This window comes from Streptomyces sp. NPDC093801 (assembly GCF_040701585.1).
Lineage (GTDB): Bacteria > Actinomycetota > Actinomycetes > Streptomycetales > Streptomycetaceae > Streptomyces.
On the sequence record NZ_JBFBDP010000030.1, the window covers coordinates 1 to 16,747 of the forward strand.

The window sequence follows — 16,747 nt, forward strand, 5'->3', positions numbered from 1 at the left end:
GCGCGCCCCCGCGGAGGCGGGGCGCGCACGGCGGCCGGGACGGTCGTGGCCGGTCGCGGTCAGTCGCGGCACCACCGGACGGGCTTGAGGTCCTTGACGTAGCGGGCCGAGACCCAGTCGTGCTCGTAGCCGTCGCGGGCCATGCGGGCGCGGGCCTTCTTGCGCCCCTCGCCGTCGCCGTCGTCCTCCCAGTCGTCGCGCTTGTCGTCGCCGGGGTCGATGAGGTACCAGAGGTCGTTGCCGGCGACGTTCTCACCGCGCGTCTTGCACTTCAGGGCGAGCGTCTCGCCCGGGTACACCTTGTACTGGAGGTGCGAGTGGGTGGTCGGCTTGCTGCGCACGCTCAGCGGCCCGCGCGAGACGACCTTGCCCAGGGAGTAGCGGTGCTTGTGGTAGCCGCCGTCCTCGTCGTAGGAGGAGTCGTCGTCCCTCCCGTCCCGGGCGCCGTCGTGACGGGCTCCGCCGTGGGCCGCCGGACCCTGGTCCGCGACGGCGGCGCCCCCGCCGACCAGGCCGAGCACCAGGCTTCCGGCGGCCAGGGCGAGGATGGTCCTGGTGGGCTTGAGCATGAGCGGCTCCTCTGGGAAGACTCCCGCTCGCCGCGCTGTGCGGCGAGGCGCGGCGGCCCGGCGGCCGCCAGGGACGACTATGACGACGGCGGCCGTGGGGGCTCCCGGCGACGCGCCGCCGTTTAGCCCGATATGCCCAATGTGTTCCAGGGGTCCGCGAAGATGCGGGCCGCAGCGCCCGGAGCCAGAGTGGGGCGCATGGGTATCGAAGACTACGGCGGCGGCCCCGGCGCCCAGCAGACCGGCGTCCTGGTCGTCACGACCAACGACGTGCCCGGCTACCGGGTCGAGCAGGTCATCGGGGAGGTGTTCGGGCTCACCGTGCGCTCCCGGCACCTCGGCAGCCAGATCGGCGCCGGACTGAAGTCCATGATCGGCGGCGAGCTCAAGGGCCTCACCAAGACGCTCGTGGAGACCCGCAACCAGGCCATGGACCGGCTCATCGAACAGGCCAAGGCCCGCGGCGCCAACGCGGTGCTGATGATGCGCTTCGACGTCACGGACGCCTCGGACGTCGGGACCGAGGTGTGCGCGTACGGCACGGCCGTCGTCCTGGTCCCCGCCGGCGGCTGACCGGCGGGTCCGGGACGCGGCGGCGCCGTGCCCGCGGGCCCGGGCCCGTCAGTGGATCCGGTAGACCTGGCCCGTCTGCGCCCCCTCGACCGACCGCACGTAGGCCGTCGCCGCGCGGGCCGCGGGCACGGCCTCCATGCCGGCGAAGAAGGGGCCGTAGGCCGGCAGGGACTCCTCGACCACCGTCGGGCTCACGACGTTGATCCGCTGCGGCGGCAGCTCGATCGCCGCGGCGCGCACGAAGGCCTCCACCGCGCCGTTCGCCGCCGAGGCGGCCGCGCCGGCCAGGATCGGCTGCTCCGCCAGGATGCCGCTGATCAGCGTGAACGAACCGGTCGGGGCCACGTGCCCGGCGCCCTGGCGGACCAGCTCGATCTGGCTCAGCGCCTTGCCCCGCAACGTCGCCGCGAAGTCGTCCGGGGTCAGCTCGGACAGCGGCCGGAACACGGCGTCCCCCGCGGTCACCGCGACCGCGTCCAGCGGCCCCGCCTGCGCGTAGAGGCGGGCCACCTGCTCCGGGTCCGTGACGTCGGCCACCAGGTCGCCGCCCGAGCGGCCCACGCCGACCACCTCGTGCCCGCGCGCCGCGAGCGCCTTGCGGACGGCGGTCCCCAGCGTGCCACCCGCGCCGACCAGCAGAATCCTCATCCCAACCTCCGAGGGTCGTGCCCGGGGGAACCTCCCCCGGGCACTCCCGACGCTAGGCACCGCGCAGCCCGTCCGGAAATGCCGTCTGGGCAGCGACTATGCTCCACGGGCATGGACGACGTGGAACTGCGGCACCTCAAGGCGCTCGACGCGGTGGCCGAAGCGGGCACGATCACCGCCGCCGCGGCCCGCCTGCACATGACGCAGCCCGCCCTCTCGCGGACCCTGGCCCAGCTGGAGAGCCGTGTCGGCGTCCGGCTGGTGGACCGCTCCTCCCGGCACCTGGCCCTCACCGCGGCCGGCGCCACCCTGCTCGGACACGGCCGGGCGATCCTCTCCCACCTGGACGCCGCCCTCGCGGACACCCGGGCGGTGTCCCGCCCGCTGCGGCTCGGCTACACCTGCGCGGTGCTCGGGCGGCAGACCGTACCGCTGATGCGCACCTGGCGCCGTACGCACCCCGGCACCCCGCTCGACGTGGTCCGGCGCGACAACGGCACCGCGGGCCTCGCCACCGGGGACGCCGACGTCGCCGTCCTGCGCATCCGCCCCGACGACCCGCGGATCCGCAGCGAGGCGCTCTACACGGAGGACCGGGTCGCCGCCCTGCCCGACGACCACCCGCTCGCCGACCGGGACGGGGTCCTGCTCGCCGAGCTGACCTCCGGCCCGGTGCTGCCGCTGGCCGTCTGGCTCGAGGCCGGCACCGCCTCGCCGGACCTGTGGCCGCCGCACCGCCGCCCGGCCCGGACGGTCGAGGTCGGCAACGTCGACGAGTGGCTGAACCTGATCGCCACCGGCGGCGCCTTCGGCGTGGCGACGGCGGGCACCGCCGAGAGCCACGGCCACCCCGGCGTCCGCTTCGTCCCGGTCTGCGACGCCCCGCCGGCCACCGTCTACCTGTCCTACCCGCACCACCCCACGCACCCGGGGACCCCCGAGTTCCTGGCCGCGGTCCGGGAGGCGGTCAGCGGCTGAGGCCTTTTCGGGCGTTCCCGGGGACGGGCGGCCCCCGCGGCGGGCATCCTGCGCACAGACCCCCGGGGCACCGGGGACGAGGACGACGACGAGAGGCAGGAGCGCACGATGACCGGAGGCAAGACCGCCGCAGAGGTGTTCGACGCGCTCGCGGAGCGCTACGAGGAGGCGTTCGGCGGCATCCCGGCCCAGCGGCGGGCCCTGGACTGGCTCACCGGGCGGCTGCCCCGCGGCGCCCGCGTCCTCGACGTCGGCAGCGGCACCGGCCGCCCCACGGCCGAGACCCTGGTCCGCGCGGGCTGCGCCGTGACCGGGATCGACGTCTCCGCAGAGATGGTCGCCCTCGCCCGCACCCGGGTCCCCGGGGCCCGCTTCGAACGCGCCGACGTCCGCACCTACACGCCGCCCGGACCCGACGGCTTCGACGCGGTCTGCGCCTTCTTCCCGCTGCTGATGATGGACCAGTCGCAGATCGCGGCCTCACTGGAGCGGATGGCCTCCTGGACGGCGCCCGGCGGCTACCTCGTCGTCGCCACCGTCCCGGGCGACATCGACGCCCTCGACATCGAGTTCATGGGCCACCGGGTCACCGTCAGCAGCCTCTCCGCCGAGGAGTACCGGCGCCGGATCGAGGCGGCGGGGCTGGAGGTGCTGCACCACGAGACCGTGCCGTTCCACCCCGCCGGCGGTCTCGCCGACCCGGAGGAGCACCTCTTCTGCTACGCGCGGCGCCCCCTGTCCTGAGCCCCCGCCGCGCAGGCCCGCCCCCAGGCCGGCGACCACCACCGCCAGGCCCAGCCACACCGCCGGCCCCGGCACGCCGCCGCCCGACAGGGCGCCCGCGCCGGCCGCCGCGACGGGGGCGACCCCCGTCAGCAGTCCCGCCCGCCCGGAGCCCACGGCCGCCACCGTGCGGTACCAGAGCAGGAAGGCGACCGCCGTCACCAGCACCGCCAGGTAGCCCACCGCCGCCCACTGCGCCGCCCCGAGCTCCGTCAGGGCGGACGCCGGCTCCGTGGACACCGCCAGCCCGGCCAGCACCGCCGCCCCCATCCACACCGCGTGCACGGACACCCCCCACGCCCCGAGCCGTCCCAGCACCGGCACCGCCAGCAGCGTGAACCCCGCCTCGCAGGCCAGCGCCAGTGCGGCCCAGCCCACCCCCGCGGCGTCGGTGCGCCCGGTCCCCTGGACCAGCACCGCCCCCGCCACCACCACCGGCGCCGCCAGCAGCACCCGCCGGCTGGGCCGGCGCCGCTCCAGCAGGGGGCCGATCACCCCGAGCACGACCGGCACGGAGGCCACGGCGACGGCGATCACGGCGGGCTCGGCATGCGCCACCCCCCGGACGACGGCCACGTTGAACAGCACCAGACCGGTCACCGCCACCCCGGCCAGCCACAGCCACTCCCGCCCCCGCGGGCGCGGCAGCGGGACCCGGGCGGCCCGGGCCAGGAGGACGAGGAGCAGCGCGGCGGCCGCGTAGCGCACCGCCTGGGCGGTGAACAGCGGGGCCGCGGACAGGGACCGCGAGACGGTGACGCTGCTGCCGACCAGCGCCATGCCGACGACCCCGGGGGCCAGGTCGCGCACGGAAACGGCGGGGAGGGAGGGGGAAGTGCTCATACGGACCAGCCTGGAGGCACAATGGCCCGGTGAGCAGGTCCAAAGAAGCCCCCGACGACAGGTCCACAACCGGCTCCTGCACGACCGGGTCCGCCACGGCCCCCTGCACCGCGACCGGCTCCTCGACCACCGGCTCCTCGACCACCGGCTCCTCGACCACCGGCTCCTCCGCCACCGGCTCCGACTTCCTCCAGCTCGACATCGGCCGGGCGCCCGAGGGCGGCCGCACCGAGTGGCTCGCCGGCCGGCTGCGCGCCGCCATCGCGGACGGCACCCTGCCCGTCGGCAGCCGACTGCCCGCCACCCGGGTCCTGGCCGCCGAACTGAACGTCTCGCGCGGTCTGGTGACGGAGGCCTACCAGCGGCTCGCCGAGACCGGGCAGGTGGCGGGCCGCGGCCGCGGCGGCACCGTGGTCGTCGCGGCCCCGCCGCCCCCGCCGCCCGCCGGGGCGGCCCGGCCCGCCGCGTCCCGCGGCGGGCCCGTCGACGCCCTGCGCGCCGTCCCGTGCCGGATCGACCTCTCGCCCGGCGTGCCCGACCTCACGGCCTTCCCGCGCACCGCCTGGCTCCAGGCCGAGCGCCGGGTGCTCGCCGGCCTCACCGCCGCCGACTTCGGCTACGGGGACCCGCAGGGCGCACCCGCCCTGCGGGAGGCCGTCGCCGGGTGGCTGGCCCGCAACCGGGGGATCCGCGCGGATCCCGGCGAGGTCGTCGTGGTGGCCGGGGTCGCCCAGGCCCTGGGACTGCTCGCGGCGGTCCTGCGCGGGGCCGGCGTCCAGCGGGTGGCGGTCGAGGACCCCGGCTCGCTCGGCGCCCGGCAGCAGCTGGAACACGGCGGACTGGAGACCGTGGGCGTCCCGGTGGACGGGGCGGGGCTCGACGTGGCCGCGCTGCGGGCGAGCGGCGCCGGGGCGGTCCTGCTGACCCCCGCCCACCAGTTCCCGACCGGGGTCGTGCTCGACGGGGAGCGCCGCCGGCGGCTGCTGGCCTGGGCCGCGGCCGGGGGACTGGTCCTGGAGGACGACTACGACGCCGAGCACCGCTACGACCGCGCGCCCGTCCCCGCCCTGCGGGCCCTGGCCCCGGAGTCGGTCTGCTACGCCGGCAGCGTCTCCAAGCTGCTCGCGCCCGCCCTGCGGCTGGGCTGGCTGCTGGTCCCGCCCCGGATGCGCGACGAGGTCGTCGACGCCAAGCGGTACGCCGACCTCGGCAACCCGGTCCTCGCCCAGCTGGTGCTCGCGCGGCTGATGGACTCGGGCGAACTGGAGCGCCACCTGCGCTTCGTGCGCCGGCGCCACCGCCGCCGCAGGGACGCGATGCTCGCCGCGGTCGCCCGGCACCTCCCCGGCGCCCGCGTGCACGGCGCGGCGGCGGGCCTGCACCTGATGGTCACCTTCGACGGCGCGGCCTTCCCCGACACGGCGCTGGCCACCGCCGCACTGGCCCTCGGGGTCAAGGCGCACCCGCTGTCCTGGCACCGCCTGCGCCCCGGCCCGCCGGGCCTGGTCCTCGGCTACGCGGCCGGCGCGGCCGCCGAGATCGAGGAGGGCGTGGCCCTGCTGGGCCGGGCCCTGCGCACGTGCACCCGGGGCCGGATGCGCTGAATCCGCCCGGGCACACGTCCCCCGGCGGCCGGCGGCACCTGACGCCGGGCCGGGGAGCGGAGGGACGGCAGGCGGTCGGGCGGAGACGGGCGCGGAGGCCTCCCGCGGCCGCCGCCGCACCCCTCGGCGGATCCCGCGGAAAATATTTCGGGAACCGCGGCAACCGATCGCGGACCCGCGCGTCGTGCGGGGGTGAAGGGCGAAGTTCCGAGCCCTGGACCCGACCGTGGAGATGCACCGTGAAGAACCTGAAGCGCGTTCCCCTGTCCGCCCGCCGGGCGGCCGCCGTCGCTGCCGCCACCGGGGCGGTCGTCGCCCTCGGCGGGCCGGCCTTCGCCGCGCAGGGGGCTTCCGCCACTCCGGCGCCGCCCAGCACCTCGGCGGCGCCGCACCCGGTTCCCTCGCAGCCGGCCAACGGCCAGCCCACCGCCGTGCCCGCGCAGCCCGGCGGCAAGCCGAGCCCCGTCCCGACCCACCCGGGCGGCGGCAGCGGCATGCCCTCCGCCGTGCCCTCGCTGCCGCCGGGCGCCACGCCCACCCCGTCCGTCTCGCAGCCCGGCAGCGCCCGTCCGTCCGCCGTCCCCTCGGGGGCGCCCGGTTCCGGCGAGGGCTCCGAGCTCGCGCATACTGGCTCCTCGGCGACCACCATCGCCCTCGGCGCCGGAGCGGCCGGGCTCATCGCCGTCGGCGCGGGCGCCCTCTTCACCGTGCGGCGCCGCGCCGGCAACTGAGGAAACACGTGCTCGCACTCGCACCGTCCGCCGGCCCCGCCGCGCCCGGCTCCTTCCGGGCGTGGCGGGGCTTGTGGTGGTGGCTCACCCGACGTGAAAGCCCCGCCCCGCCGGCCGGACCCGGCGCGCACCCCTACCCGTACACCTACGGCACGGCCGGCCGGGACGCCGGCGACCCCGCGCCGACCGTCAGCGAGCTCTACCACGCCCACCGGCTGTCCATGGTCCGTCTCGCGGTGCTCCTCGTCGACGACCTGGGCACCGCCGAGGACGTGGTCCAGGACGCCTTCACCGCCCTCTACCGGCGGCACGGGGAGCGGATCACGGAGGTGGACAACGCGCTGGGCTACCTGCGCACCTCCGTCGTGAACACCGCCCGCTCCGTGCTGCGCCGCCGCCGCACGGCCCGCGCGTGGGTGCCGCCGGCCACGGCCGACGTGCCCTCCGCCGAGGCGTCCGTCGTCCTGGACGAGGCGCACCGCGAGGTCCTGGCGGCGCTGGGCCGCCTGACCCCGCGCCGCCGACAGGTGCTGGTGCTCCGGTACTGGGCCGACCTCAGCGAGGCGGAGATCGCCGAGACCCTGGGCATCAGCCGGGGCTCGGTGAAGTCGAACGCCAGCCGCGCCCTGGTCGCGCTGGAACGGATTCTGGAGGGACGGGTATGACCGGCGAACGCCCCGTGGAGCGCCGGCTGCGGCAGGCCATGGCGGCCCGGGCCGAGGAGGTCACCGTGCGCTCGCTGCGCCCGGCCGACCCGCCGGGCCCGCACCTCAAGGCGCCCCGGGTCCGGCTGCGCCGTACGGCCTGGGGCCTGGCCGGCCTGTCCGGCCTGGCGGCGGCGGCCCTGGCCGGCTATCTGGTGCTCGGCCCGGACGAGGTCCCGGCCCGCCCGGTTCCGCCCGCCGCGCCGCCGGAGCTCACCCCGGCCCCGACCCCGACCCCGGGCGGGCCGTCGAGCGCGACGCCGTCGCCGGTGCCGTCGCAGCCGCCCACGGGGGAGGCGAGCCCCCGCCCCACCCCGACGCCGTCGGCCCCTTCGGCGCGCCCGCCGCGCACGACGCCCGCACCTCCGCCGACGCACGGCCCGGTGCAGGGCTCGGCCGCGCCGTCCTCGAGCTCGGGCGCCGGGCAGCCGCCGATCACCGTGATGCCCTCGTCCCCCAGGAGCCAGGCCCCGGGCCCCGCGTAACCCCCCCCGCCCTCCGGCCGGGGGGCTACCCGCGCAGGTTCTCGACCGCCGCCACCAGCGGGGCCAGTTCCGGGCGGGCGGCGGCCTCGTCGAGGGCCTCGCGCAGGGCGGCCGCGTTGGTGGGGCGGGCCTCGGCCAGCAGGTCGAGGCCCGCCCTGCTGACATCCGTGTAGATGCCGCGCCGGTCCGTGTCGCAGAGGTAGCGGTTCAGCAGTCCCCGGTCCTCCAGCCTGCTGACCAGCCGGGTCGTCGCGCTCTGGCTGAGCACCACCGACTCCGCCACCTGGTTCATCCGCAGGTGCCCGCCCGGCCCGTCGTGCTGGCGGCTGAGCACGTCCAGCAGGGAGTACTCGCGCACGCTCAGCCCGTGGCCCGCCTGCAGGGCCCGCTCCAGGTGGGCCTCGATCCGGCCGTGGAGGAGGGAGAGGGCGCACCAGCCCTGGGCGAGGGGGGTGGGGGAACTGTCCGCAGCCGTCATGAACCCAAGGATAGGCCCCGTGCACAATAGCCCGCGTTTGCAAATATCCGCGTGTGCAATTAATGTGGACGAGCGCAAACGGCGACCGCAACAACCTGCCGGTCCGCCCCACCTCCCCCCACCTGAAGGGCCGCACGCTCATGCCTCTCGCGCTCCTCGCCCTCGCCATCGGGGCCTTCGGGATCGGCACCACCGAGTTCGTGATCATGGGCCTGCTGCCCGAGGTCGCCGCCGGATACGGCGTCTCGATCCCGACCGCAGGCCTCCTGGTCACCGGCTACGCCCTCGGCGTCGTCCTCGGCGCCCCCGTGATGACCGTCCTCGGCACCCGCGTCCCCCGCAAGCGGATGCTGATGCTGCTCATGGGACTGTTCGTCGCCGGCAACGTGCTCTCGGCGCTCGCCCCGGCCTTCGGGGTGATGCTGGCCGGACGGGTCGTCGCCTCCCTCGCCCACGGCGCCTTCTTCGGGATCGGCGCGGTCGTCGCGGCCGGGCTCGTCGCCCCCGAGCGCAAGGCCGGCGCCATCGCCATGATGTTCACCGGCCTGACCGTGGCCAACGTGGTCGGCGTTCCGCTCGGCACCCTCGTCGGCCAGCACCTCGGCTGGCGCGTCACCTTCCTGATCGTCGCCGCGCTCGGCGTCGTCGGCCTGCTGGGCATCGCCCGGCTGGTCCCCGAGCTGCCCCGCCCCGAGGGCGTACGGATCCGCCACGAACTGGCCGCCTTCCGCAACGTCCAGGTGCTGCTCGCGATGGCCATGACCGTCCTCGGCTTCGGCGGTGTCTTCGCGGCGATCACCTACATCAGCCCGATGCTCACGCACGTCGCCGGCTTCGCCGACACCTCCGTGACCTGGCTGCTGGTCCTCTTCGGCCTGGGCATGGTCGCCGGCAACCTCGTCGGGGGCCGCTTCGCCGACCGGGCGCTGATGCCGATGCTGTACGTGTCCCTGGGCGCGCTGGCCCTCGTCCTCGCCGCCTTCGCCCTCACCGCCCACAGCAAGGCGGGCGCCGCCGTCACCGTCGCCCTCATCGGCGCCCTCGGCTTCGCGACCGTGCCGCCGCTGCAGAAGCGGGTCCTCGACCAGGCCGCGGGCGCCCCCACGCTGGCCTCCGCCGTCAACATCGGCGCCTTCAACCTGGGCAACGCCCTCGCCGCCTGGCTCGGCGGCCTGGTCATCAGCGCCGGCCTCGGCTGGACCGCCCCGAACTGGGTCGGCGCCGCCCTCGCCGCCTCCGCCCTGGTCCTGGCCCTCGTCTCCGGCGCGCTGGAGCGCCGTACCTCCCGCCGCGCCGCGGGAGGGAGCCGGGTCGTCGCGGCGGGGACGCCCGCCGCCCCCGCCCCCGTCCACCACTGATCCCCCACCGATCCACCCCGCACAGGAGCACCGCATGTCCCGCGCCACCCGTACCGCCGTCTCCCCGCTGACCACCGAGGACGCCGAACTGCTCGTCACCGCCGCCCGTAGCGCCGCCGGGGCGGCCGGGGTCGCGGTCAGCGTCACCGTCCTGGACGCGGGCGGACACCCGCTGGCCTTCCGCCGCGACGACCGGGCCGTCCTGATCTCCGGCGAGACCAGCACCCGCAAGGCCTACACCGCCCTCCAGCTGAACGCCCCCACCGCCGCCCTCACCGAGGCCGTCCTGCCCGGCGCCCCCTTCCACTCGCTGCCCACCGCCCTCGACCGCCCGCTGCTGTTCATCGCCGGCGGCCTCCCGGTCCACCGCGACGGCCACCTCGTCGGAGCCGTCGGCGTCGGCGGCGGCGCCCCCGAGCAGGACCACGGCTTCGGCGAGGCCGCCCTGGAGGCCCTCGGCCGCGCCGACTCCGGCGCCTGAGCCCGCCCGGCCCGGGGCACCCCCCTTCCGCCCCGGGTCGCGCGCACCGGTCCCCCGTGCCAGCTTGGTACGGGGGACCGGTGCATCATGAGACGGACGAAGAGAAGGCACGGCACGGGACGGACCATCGCGACGGCAGCGGCCGCCGCCCTGGTCTCCTTCGCCGTTCCGGCGTGCTCCGCGGGAGCCGAGGACACGGGCGCCGCCCCCGGCGCCACCGCCCCGCCGGGGAGTCCTCCGCCCGCCCCCGCCACCCCGACCCCGCCGCCGGCCTCCTCGTACCCGCTCTCCAGCGCCCCGCGCACCGTCCCGGCCGTCCGCGAGCACACACCCGCCCGGGGTCCCGGCTGGAAGCCCGCGCCCGCCGGCCGGGTCCTCGTGGCCCCCGCCGACAGCGCGGCGCTCTCCGACGAGGCCCGACTGCTGGCCGGCGAGCTGCACCTCGGGTACGCCGAGTCCGACCAGGCCCGGCCCGGCGACGTCCGGCTGGCCCTCGGGGCGAAGGGGGCGCCCGAGTCGTACACCCTCACCGTCCGGGACGGCCGGGTCACCATCACCGGACCCGACGAGGCGGGCGTCTTCTACGGCACCCGCACCCTCAAGCAGGAGATACGCGGGGCCGGGGCGGCCCCCGAGGGCACGGTGCAGGACGCCCCGGCCAAACCGCAGCGGGGGCTCAACCTCGACATCGCCCGCAAGAACTTCGCCCCCGAGTGGATCGAGGACCGGCTGCGCGAGATGGCCGATCTCAAGCTCAACCAGCTCGGCCTGCACTTCTCCGACGACCAGGCCTTCCGGATCGCGTCGGACACCCACCCCGAGATCGTCTCCACCCCGCACCTCACCAAGGCCGACGTCCGGCGGATCACGGCGCTCGCCGCACGGCTGCACATCGCGGTCGTCCCGGAGATCGACTCGCCCGGCCACCTCGGCGCGGTGCTGCGCGCCCACCCGGAACTGCAGCTGCGCGACGCGTCGGGCCGGGCCGTCAAGGGCGCGGTGGACATATCCGACCCGGCGTCGGCCCGGCTCGTGGACGACCTGCTGCGCGAGTACCTGCCGCTGTTCCCGGCCGGCGCCTGGCACCTGGGCGCCGACGAGTACCAGGCACTGGTCGTCAAGGACCCGGAGGCCTCCTTCCCGCAGCTCGCACGCGCCGCGCGCGCCCGCTACGGGGCCACGGCCCGGGTGCAGGACCTGGCGACGGGCTGGCTCAACGACCGGGCGGCGGTGGTCCGCCCCTCCGGCAAGGCGCTCAAGGCGTGGAACGACGGGATCTTCGCGGGAGGCGTCGCCCGCGCGGCCCCGGACATCCAGGCCGAGTACTGGACCGGCAAGGAGTACGGAGCCCGGCCGCCGGCGGAGTACCTGAGCACGGGCCGCAAGGTGGTCAACCTCAACGACGAGTACCTCTACTACGTCCTCGGCGAGCCCAACCAGTTCACCTATCCCACCGGCAAGCGGATCTACGAGCAGTGGACGCCGCTCGTCCTGCGCGGCACCACGGCCGTCCCCGCCGCGTACGACGCGCAGATCCTCGGCGCCCGCCTCGCCGTCTGGTGCGACCTGGCCGCCTCCCAGACCCCGGCCCAGGTGGCCGCCGGCATCCGGATGCCGCTGGCCGCCCTCTCCCAGAAGCTCTGGGACCCCCGTCCGCCGCAGGCCTCCTGGCCCGAGTTCCAGGCCCTCGCGGGCCGCCTGGGGCCCTGACCGCGAGCGCCGGGCGGTCACCGGCGTCCGCCCGGCAGGGCCGGAGGTCAGCACTCCGCAACAAGCCGATCCCGGCACGGTGACGAAGTGCGTCCGGCCGTCGCCCCGTCCGGATCCCGGGGGCTACGTTCTGGCGCGACGCCGGAACGCGCAGAGGGGGAAGGCCATGGGAGCGGTACGGGGGCAGGCGGCCGTGGCCGTCCTCGCGGTGTGCGGGATGCTGGTGCTGAGCGCCTGTCAGAACGGTGACGACCCGGCCGCGCCGGGGGCCGGGCCCACCGCGGCCGCGCCGGCCGCACCTTCCACAGGCGCCACGGCTGCCGCGCCGGCGCCCTCGAAGCCGGGCGCGGCGCCCGCGCCCTCGGTGAGCACCACCCCGGCGGCGAAGCCACCCCCCGCTCCGGCCCCGCCCTCCGGGACGCCCTGCGGCGCCGACCACGAAATGCCGATCGCGCCCGACACGATCGCCGTGTACCGCTACACGCCCGAGGGCGGCGTGAGCGGCCTCATCGTCCGGCACGGCCGGTACGGCTGCCCCGGGCGCTTCGAGCCGGTGGGCGAGGAGACCTCCTACCCGGTCTCGGAGACCGCCAAGATCACCGCGACGGCGCCGATCCTCCCCTCGACGGTGACGGGCAAGCCCGTCTCCACCCACGAGCTGACCTCCTGGCTGGAGACCCACCCGGACAAGGGGCTCCCCTTCCGCTACCACCTGGACGCGAAAGGGGTCGTCGACACCCTCGACGAGATCTACGTCAAATAGTCCAACGGAGCCGCTACCAGATCGAGTTGACCCACTCCGGGTGGTCGATGAACGGGTTGCGGTTGTGCTGGTAGGTGTCGAAGATGACCTGGTTGCGCCGCTTCTCGAAGGCGTCCGGCGGGTCCATCTGGTTCCACTGCTTGAGCAGGCTGAGCCGGCCGAAGAGCGGGGCGGTGCCGTTGTTGACCTTGTCGTTCATCTCCAGGTCCGGGAAGCCGTCGCCGCCCTCGTAGCGCACGGCCATGTAGAGCAGCATGCGCGCGACGTCGCCCTTGACCGCGTCCCGCGGCTCGAAGGAGTCGGCGTCGGTGTAGCTGCCGGGGGCCTCGGCGACCGGGCTGCCGCCCATGTCGAAGTCCTTGTTGCCGCGCGTGCTGTTGACCGTGACGTCCTCGGGGCGCAGGTGGTGCAGGTCGGTGCCCGGGCCGGTCGCGGTGCCGAAGTCGCCGTGGCTCTTGGCCCAGACGTGCTCGCGGTTCCAGTCGTTGACCCCGCCGCCGTTGGAGTTCTTGGACTGGGAGCGCCCCGAGTACACCAGGATGACGTTGTTCGGGTTGGCGGGGTCCTGGTCGGTGACCTTCAGCGCGTTCCACACGCCGTCGTACGTCACCGTGGACTGGTTCTTGATGATGTCGTGCAGCGCCGTCTTCAGCGCGGCGCCGGTCTTGCCCGCGGCGGGCGCGTAGTAGTCGTCGACGCTCGTGGCGGAGGCCGCGGCGCGGGGAGCCGCCGCCGTCCGCTGCGGGCCGGCCGTGGCGGTGGCCGGTATGAGGAACAGCGCGGCGGCTGCGAGGCCGGCGGCCCAGGGGGCCGTACGGGAGATTCTCATGACGTGGGGGATACCTCTCCACAAGCACCGTCCCCGCCCTGGCAGTTGGCGGGGTGTCGGGTGGCGAAGCGAGGCTCACATTGTCATGTATCCAACAGGTTAAAACCATGTGTCGGGCGAGGTCTCGGAGGGTGTTTGCCGCCGGGCGGGCCTGGGCACGGTAGGCGGTGCCCGGACGGCCCCCACGGGCCGTCGACCGCACTCCCTGGAGCAGCCCATGGCAGTGAAGATCCTCATCGTGACCGGCGACGCGGCGGAGTCCCTGGAGGTCCTCTACCCCTACCAGCGCCTCCAGGAGGAGGGGTACGAGGTCCACATCGCCGCCCCCTCCCGCAAGAAGCTGCGGTTCGTCGTACACGATTTCGAGGAGGGCTTCGACACCTACACGGAGAAGCCCGGCTACACCTGGCCCGCCGACATCGCCTTCTCCGAGGTGGTCCCCGAGGAGTACGCCGCGGTGGTCGTCCCGGGCGGGCGGGCTCCGGAGTACCTGCGCAACGACCCCGAGGTGCGCCGGATCCTGGCCGCCTTCGCCGGGGCCGACAAGCCCATCGCCCAGATCTGCCACGGCCCGCTGATCACCGCCGCGAGCGGCTCCCTCGGCGGGCGCCGGGTCACCGCCTATCCGGCGCTGGAGCCCGACATGCGGGCGGCCGGGGCCGAGTTCCAGGACTCCGAGGCCGTGGTCGACGGAACCCTGGTGTCCGCCCGCGCCTGGCCGGACCACTCCGCCTGGATGCGGGAGTTCCTGACGGTGCTGCGCGCCAAGGCGCCGCTGGCGTAGGCGCACGGGCAGGCGCGAGGGGCCCCGCCGGATCCGGCGGGGCCCCTCGTGTCCTGCGGTGTCAGCTGCCCGTGGTGACCCGCGGGGCCGGCTCGTACTTGTAGTTGGCCTGGCCGAAGTTCTTCTTCACGGCCGCCTCCCAGGAGCCGTCCGAGACCATCTTGCTCAGCGCCGCGTTGATCTTCTTCTGGAGGGCGCTGTCGCCCTTCTTGATGCCGATGCCGTAGTTCTCGTTGCTCAGGTTCAGCCCGACCAGCTTGAACTTGCCCTCGTTGCCCTTGCGGGCCGCGTACCCGGCGAGGATGGAGTTGTCGGTGGTCATGGCGTCGACCAGGTTGTCCTGGAGGGCGACCAGGCACTCCGAGTACCCGCCGAGCTCCAGCACGCTCGCCTTCGGGGCCAGGTTCTTGCGCACGTTCTCGGCGGAGGTGGAGCCGGTCACGGAGCACAGCCGCTTGGTGTTGAGGTCCTCGGCCTTGGTGATCGTGGTGTCGTCGGCGCGGACCAGCAGGTCCTGGTGGGCGACGAAGTAGGGGCCGGCGAAGTCGACCTTCTCGCGGCGCTTGTCGTTGATCGTGTAGCTGGCCGCGACGAACTTGACCTCGTTGTACTGGATCAGCAGCTCGCGGTCGTTGCTGTAGACCTCCTTGAACTCGATCTCGTTCGGCTTGTACCCGAGCTCCTTGGCGACGTAGGTGGCGACGTCGACGTCGAAGCCGGTGAACGTGCCGTCGGGCTCGCGCATGCCGATACCGGGCTGGTCGAACTTGATGCCGACGGAGAGGGGCTCCTTCGGGGCTTCGCCACCACAGCCGGAAGCGGTGGCGGCGAGGGCGATCACTGCGGCGACCGCACCGGCCTTGGGAACCTTCATGTGCTGCTCTTTCCTCGGGAACGCGGATCCGCGGGGGGACTGTCGCGGGAAACGTGGGGGGACGTGCGGAACCGCGGGGGCGCGAGGGCACGTGTATGAGGAAGCTAGGAAGGCGGCGGGCGCAGCGTCACTAGATCTGAGGAAAACTTGAGGATAACGATCCGGTTCCGCCGGAGATCCTGCGGTGGCTGCGCTCCGCGACGGAAGAAGGGGGCTGGTGCATGACGACGGGCGGGACGATCGGGGCCGCGCGGATCGAGGGGAACACTCTGTTGCTGGGCGACGGGGCGCGTATCAGGTTCATCCGGACATTGCGCCTTCCCGAGTCGGGGACGCACGCCCTCCCGCCGGGGCTGGGGGAGTTCCCGCTGCGCCGGGTCGAGGACTACCCGGACACCGTCCCCGCGCAGTGGCGGGCCAAGGGCGGCGTGATGCTGCCGGTGTACCTGCGCGAGGCGATGTGGCTGGCCTTCGGCGGTTCGACGGAGCCGGCCGCCCTCCAGGTCGGGGTCGGCAAGGTGTGCGCCGTCTCCGGTCGGCCGTGGACGGGCCGTCTGGCGCGCGACCCGCAGAACTACGTCGTGCTGCCCCGCCAGCCCTGGCTCGACGGGATCAACTCCGGGGACGGGACGGTGCGCCAGTTCGTCGCCGTGCCGCTCGGCCTCGGCGCCACGGTCGAGGGCCAGGTGACCGGCGAGGAGACCACGGGCGGGGTCCAGCTCCAGGCGTTCCCGCTGGAGCCGGGCAGCCTGGCCGCGTGGCGCGACGGGCAGCGCCGGCGTTCCGGGCGGCCCCGGCTCGGCGGGGCCCCGGCCGGTTTCGCGGGCTACGGGGCTGCGCCGCCGATGCCGGCGGCCGGCGCGCCGCCGCAGATGCCGATGGGGATGCCCGCCCCGGGCGCCGCGCCCGCCCCGCCCGCCGCCCGGCGGCCCCCGGCCCCGGCGATGGGGCTCGGGGTCGGCGGGTCGATGCGCCAGGAGGTCTACCGGGACGAGCGCCCGCTCTCGGCCTGGGCGGACGCGCCGGCCGCGCGGGTCTTCGTCCACCTCGTGACCCCGCCGGAGTGGCGCCGCATCACCGGTGAGGACGCCCCGCCCTCGCCCGTCGACCGGGCCGCCTACACGCAGGCCGGACTGCCCTGGTACGACTACTACGACGAAAACGGAACCGATCTGCCGGCCGCCGGCCCCCTGGCGGAGGTCAAGCCCGTGGGCGACTGGCTGGGTGAGGACCACGCGCCCTGGACGCCCCCCGCGCCCGGCCAGGTCAAGCACCTCGGGAGCGCCCCGCGCCCGGGTGACCCGGTGCAGGACGGGGACTGGTAGCCGCCGGCGCCCGCCGAGGATATTCAGACTGGTGATCGATTTTCGGCCACGCAGCCGCTATGATCACCGCAGCAAGGCCGTAGCGCAGAGGTCGTCGCGCCCAAGCATCGAGCTGGAGGACGTCGGTTCGAATCCGACCGGTCTTGCGTCTTCTTCCCGCCCTGACGGCGCGGCGCGCGCCGCCGTGCCGTCAGGGCGGTCGTATCCGAAGTTGCTCGGTCGCCGGA

18 protein-coding genes, 1 tRNA gene and 1 pseudogene are annotated in these 16,747 nt (G+C 75.3%); 14 read left to right on the forward strand and 6 right to left on the reverse strand.

What is annotated here, in order from left to right:
* Window positions 1-59 precede the first annotated feature (59 nt).
* The gene (locus AB0469_RS30140) at window positions 60-569 is read right to left on the reverse strand and encodes a hypothetical protein (RefSeq protein WP_366454614.1); all 510 of its coding nucleotides are present in this window, start codon (window positions 567-569) and stop codon (window positions 60-62) included.
* A gap of 198 nt (window positions 570-767) precedes the next feature.
* Between AB0469_RS30140 and AB0469_RS30145 the strand changes: the two genes are divergently transcribed.
* Complete coding sequence (locus AB0469_RS30145; RefSeq protein ID WP_366454615.1) at window positions 768-1,142, forward strand: YbjQ family protein; 375 nt, start codon at window positions 768-770, stop codon at window positions 1,140-1,142.
* Window positions 1,143-1,190: 48 nt separating this feature from the next.
* Here the strand turns inward: AB0469_RS30145 and AB0469_RS30150 are convergent, their stop codons facing one another.
* Window positions 1,191-1,790, reverse strand: a complete 600-nt coding sequence (locus AB0469_RS30150; protein ID WP_366454616.1) for a short chain dehydrogenase — start codon at window positions 1,788-1,790, stop codon at window positions 1,191-1,193.
* A gap of 111 nt (window positions 1,791-1,901) precedes the next feature.
* Here AB0469_RS30150 and AB0469_RS30155 point away from each other — a divergent pair, with 111 nt between their 5' ends.
* Window positions 1,902-2,768: a LysR family transcriptional regulator gene (locus AB0469_RS30155; RefSeq protein ID WP_366454617.1), complete on the forward strand. Its 867-nt coding sequence runs from the start codon at window positions 1,902-1,904 to the stop codon at window positions 2,766-2,768.
* A gap of 108 nt (window positions 2,769-2,876) precedes the next feature.
* Complete coding sequence (locus AB0469_RS30160) at window positions 2,877-3,512, forward strand: class I SAM-dependent methyltransferase (RefSeq protein ID WP_366454618.1); 636 nt, start codon at window positions 2,877-2,879, stop codon at window positions 3,510-3,512.
* 36 nt (window positions 3,513-3,548) lie between these two features.
* Here the strand turns inward: AB0469_RS30160 and AB0469_RS30165 are convergent.
* Window positions 3,549-4,394 (reverse strand): annotated as a pseudogene (locus AB0469_RS30165) (EamA family transporter); the annotation flags it as partial.
* Between the two features lie 29 nt (window positions 4,395-4,423).
* Between AB0469_RS30165 and AB0469_RS30170 the strand changes: the two are divergent.
* The 4 genes from AB0469_RS30170 to AB0469_RS30185 all read left to right on the forward strand — a co-directional run bounded on the left by AB0469_RS30170 (window position 4,424) and on the right by AB0469_RS30185 (window position 7,918).
* The gene (locus tag AB0469_RS30170; RefSeq protein ID WP_366454619.1) at window positions 4,424-5,998 is read left to right on the forward strand and encodes a PLP-dependent aminotransferase family protein; all 1,575 of its coding nucleotides are present in this window, start codon (window positions 4,424-4,426) and stop codon (window positions 5,996-5,998) included.
* A gap of 239 nt (window positions 5,999-6,237) precedes the next feature.
* On the forward strand, window positions 6,238-6,729 hold the full coding sequence (locus tag AB0469_RS30175) for an LAETG motif-containing sortase-dependent surface protein (protein ID WP_366454620.1): 492 nt from the start codon (window positions 6,238-6,240) through the stop codon (window positions 6,727-6,729).
* A gap of 8 nt (window positions 6,730-6,737) precedes the next feature.
* Window positions 6,738-7,394 carry a SigE family RNA polymerase sigma factor gene (locus AB0469_RS30180; RefSeq protein ID WP_366454621.1) on the forward strand — a complete coding sequence of 219 codons (657 nt, stop codon included), beginning with the start codon at window positions 6,738-6,740 and terminating at the stop codon, window positions 7,392-7,394.
* Entirely contained in the window at window positions 7,391-7,918 is a 528-nt protein-coding gene (locus AB0469_RS30185) for a hypothetical protein (protein WP_366454622.1), read from the forward strand. Before AB0469_RS30180 ends, AB0469_RS30185 begins: the two co-directional genes overlap by 4 nt.
* Window positions 7,919-7,943: 25 nt before the next feature.
* Here AB0469_RS30185 and AB0469_RS30190 read toward each other — a convergent pair whose 3' ends face one another.
* Window positions 7,944-8,396, reverse strand: a complete 453-nt coding sequence (locus AB0469_RS30190; protein ID WP_366454623.1) for a MarR family transcriptional regulator — start codon at window positions 8,394-8,396, stop codon at window positions 7,944-7,946.
* A 140-nt stretch (window positions 8,397-8,536) separates the two neighbouring features.
* On the opposite strand from AB0469_RS30190, the gene AB0469_RS30195 reads away from it, so the two are divergent.
* From AB0469_RS30195 to AB0469_RS30210, 4 genes are all read left to right on the forward strand, one after another.
* Window positions 8,537-9,754 (forward strand): MFS transporter, encoded by a 1,218-nt coding sequence (locus AB0469_RS30195; protein ID WP_366454701.1) that lies wholly within the window; start codon window positions 8,537-8,539, stop codon window positions 9,752-9,754.
* Window positions 9,755-9,788: 34 nt separating this feature from the next.
* The gene (locus AB0469_RS30200) at window positions 9,789-10,235 is read left to right on the forward strand and encodes a heme-binding protein (protein ID WP_366454624.1); all 447 of its coding nucleotides are present in this window, start codon (window positions 9,789-9,791) and stop codon (window positions 10,233-10,235) included.
* A gap of 87 nt (window positions 10,236-10,322) precedes the next feature.
* Entirely contained in the window at window positions 10,323-11,945 is a 1,623-nt protein-coding gene (locus tag AB0469_RS30205; protein ID WP_366454625.1) for a glycoside hydrolase family 20 protein, read from the forward strand.
* A 166-nt stretch (window positions 11,946-12,111) separates the two neighbouring features.
* Window positions 12,112-12,708 (forward strand): hypothetical protein, encoded by a 597-nt coding sequence (locus AB0469_RS30210; RefSeq protein ID WP_366454626.1) that lies wholly within the window; start codon window positions 12,112-12,114, stop codon window positions 12,706-12,708.
* Window positions 12,709-12,721: 13 nt separating this feature from the next.
* Here the strand turns inward: AB0469_RS30210 and AB0469_RS30215 are convergent, their stop codons facing one another.
* Window positions 12,722-13,537: an endonuclease gene (locus tag AB0469_RS30215; RefSeq protein ID WP_366454627.1), complete on the reverse strand. Its 816-nt coding sequence runs from the start codon at window positions 13,535-13,537 to the stop codon at window positions 12,722-12,724.
* Window positions 13,538-13,754: 217 nt separating this feature from the next.
* Between AB0469_RS30215 and AB0469_RS30220 the strand changes: the two genes are divergently transcribed.
* Window positions 13,755-14,321: a DJ-1/PfpI family protein gene (locus tag AB0469_RS30220; RefSeq protein WP_042814680.1), complete on the forward strand. Its 567-nt coding sequence runs from the start codon at window positions 13,755-13,757 to the stop codon at window positions 14,319-14,321.
* Between the two features lie 61 nt (window positions 14,322-14,382).
* On the opposite strand, the gene AB0469_RS30225 is transcribed toward AB0469_RS30220, so the two are convergent.
* The gene (locus tag AB0469_RS30225) at window positions 14,383-15,195 is read right to left on the reverse strand and encodes a glutamate ABC transporter substrate-binding protein (RefSeq protein WP_366454628.1); all 813 of its coding nucleotides are present in this window, start codon (window positions 15,193-15,195) and stop codon (window positions 14,383-14,385) included.
* A gap of 221 nt (window positions 15,196-15,416) precedes the next feature.
* On the opposite strand from AB0469_RS30225, the gene AB0469_RS30230 reads away from it, so the two are divergent.
* Together AB0469_RS30230 and AB0469_RS30235 are read left to right on the forward strand one after the other, a co-directional pair.
* Window positions 15,417-16,520 carry a hypothetical protein gene (locus tag AB0469_RS30230; protein ID WP_366454629.1) on the forward strand — a complete coding sequence of 368 codons (1,104 nt, stop codon included), beginning with the start codon at window positions 15,417-15,419 and terminating at the stop codon, window positions 16,518-16,520.
* A gap of 73 nt (window positions 16,521-16,593) precedes the next feature.
* Window positions 16,594-16,666: transfer RNA gene (locus tag AB0469_RS30235), tRNA-Arg, on the forward strand.
* Window positions 16,667-16,747: the final 81 nt, after the last annotated feature.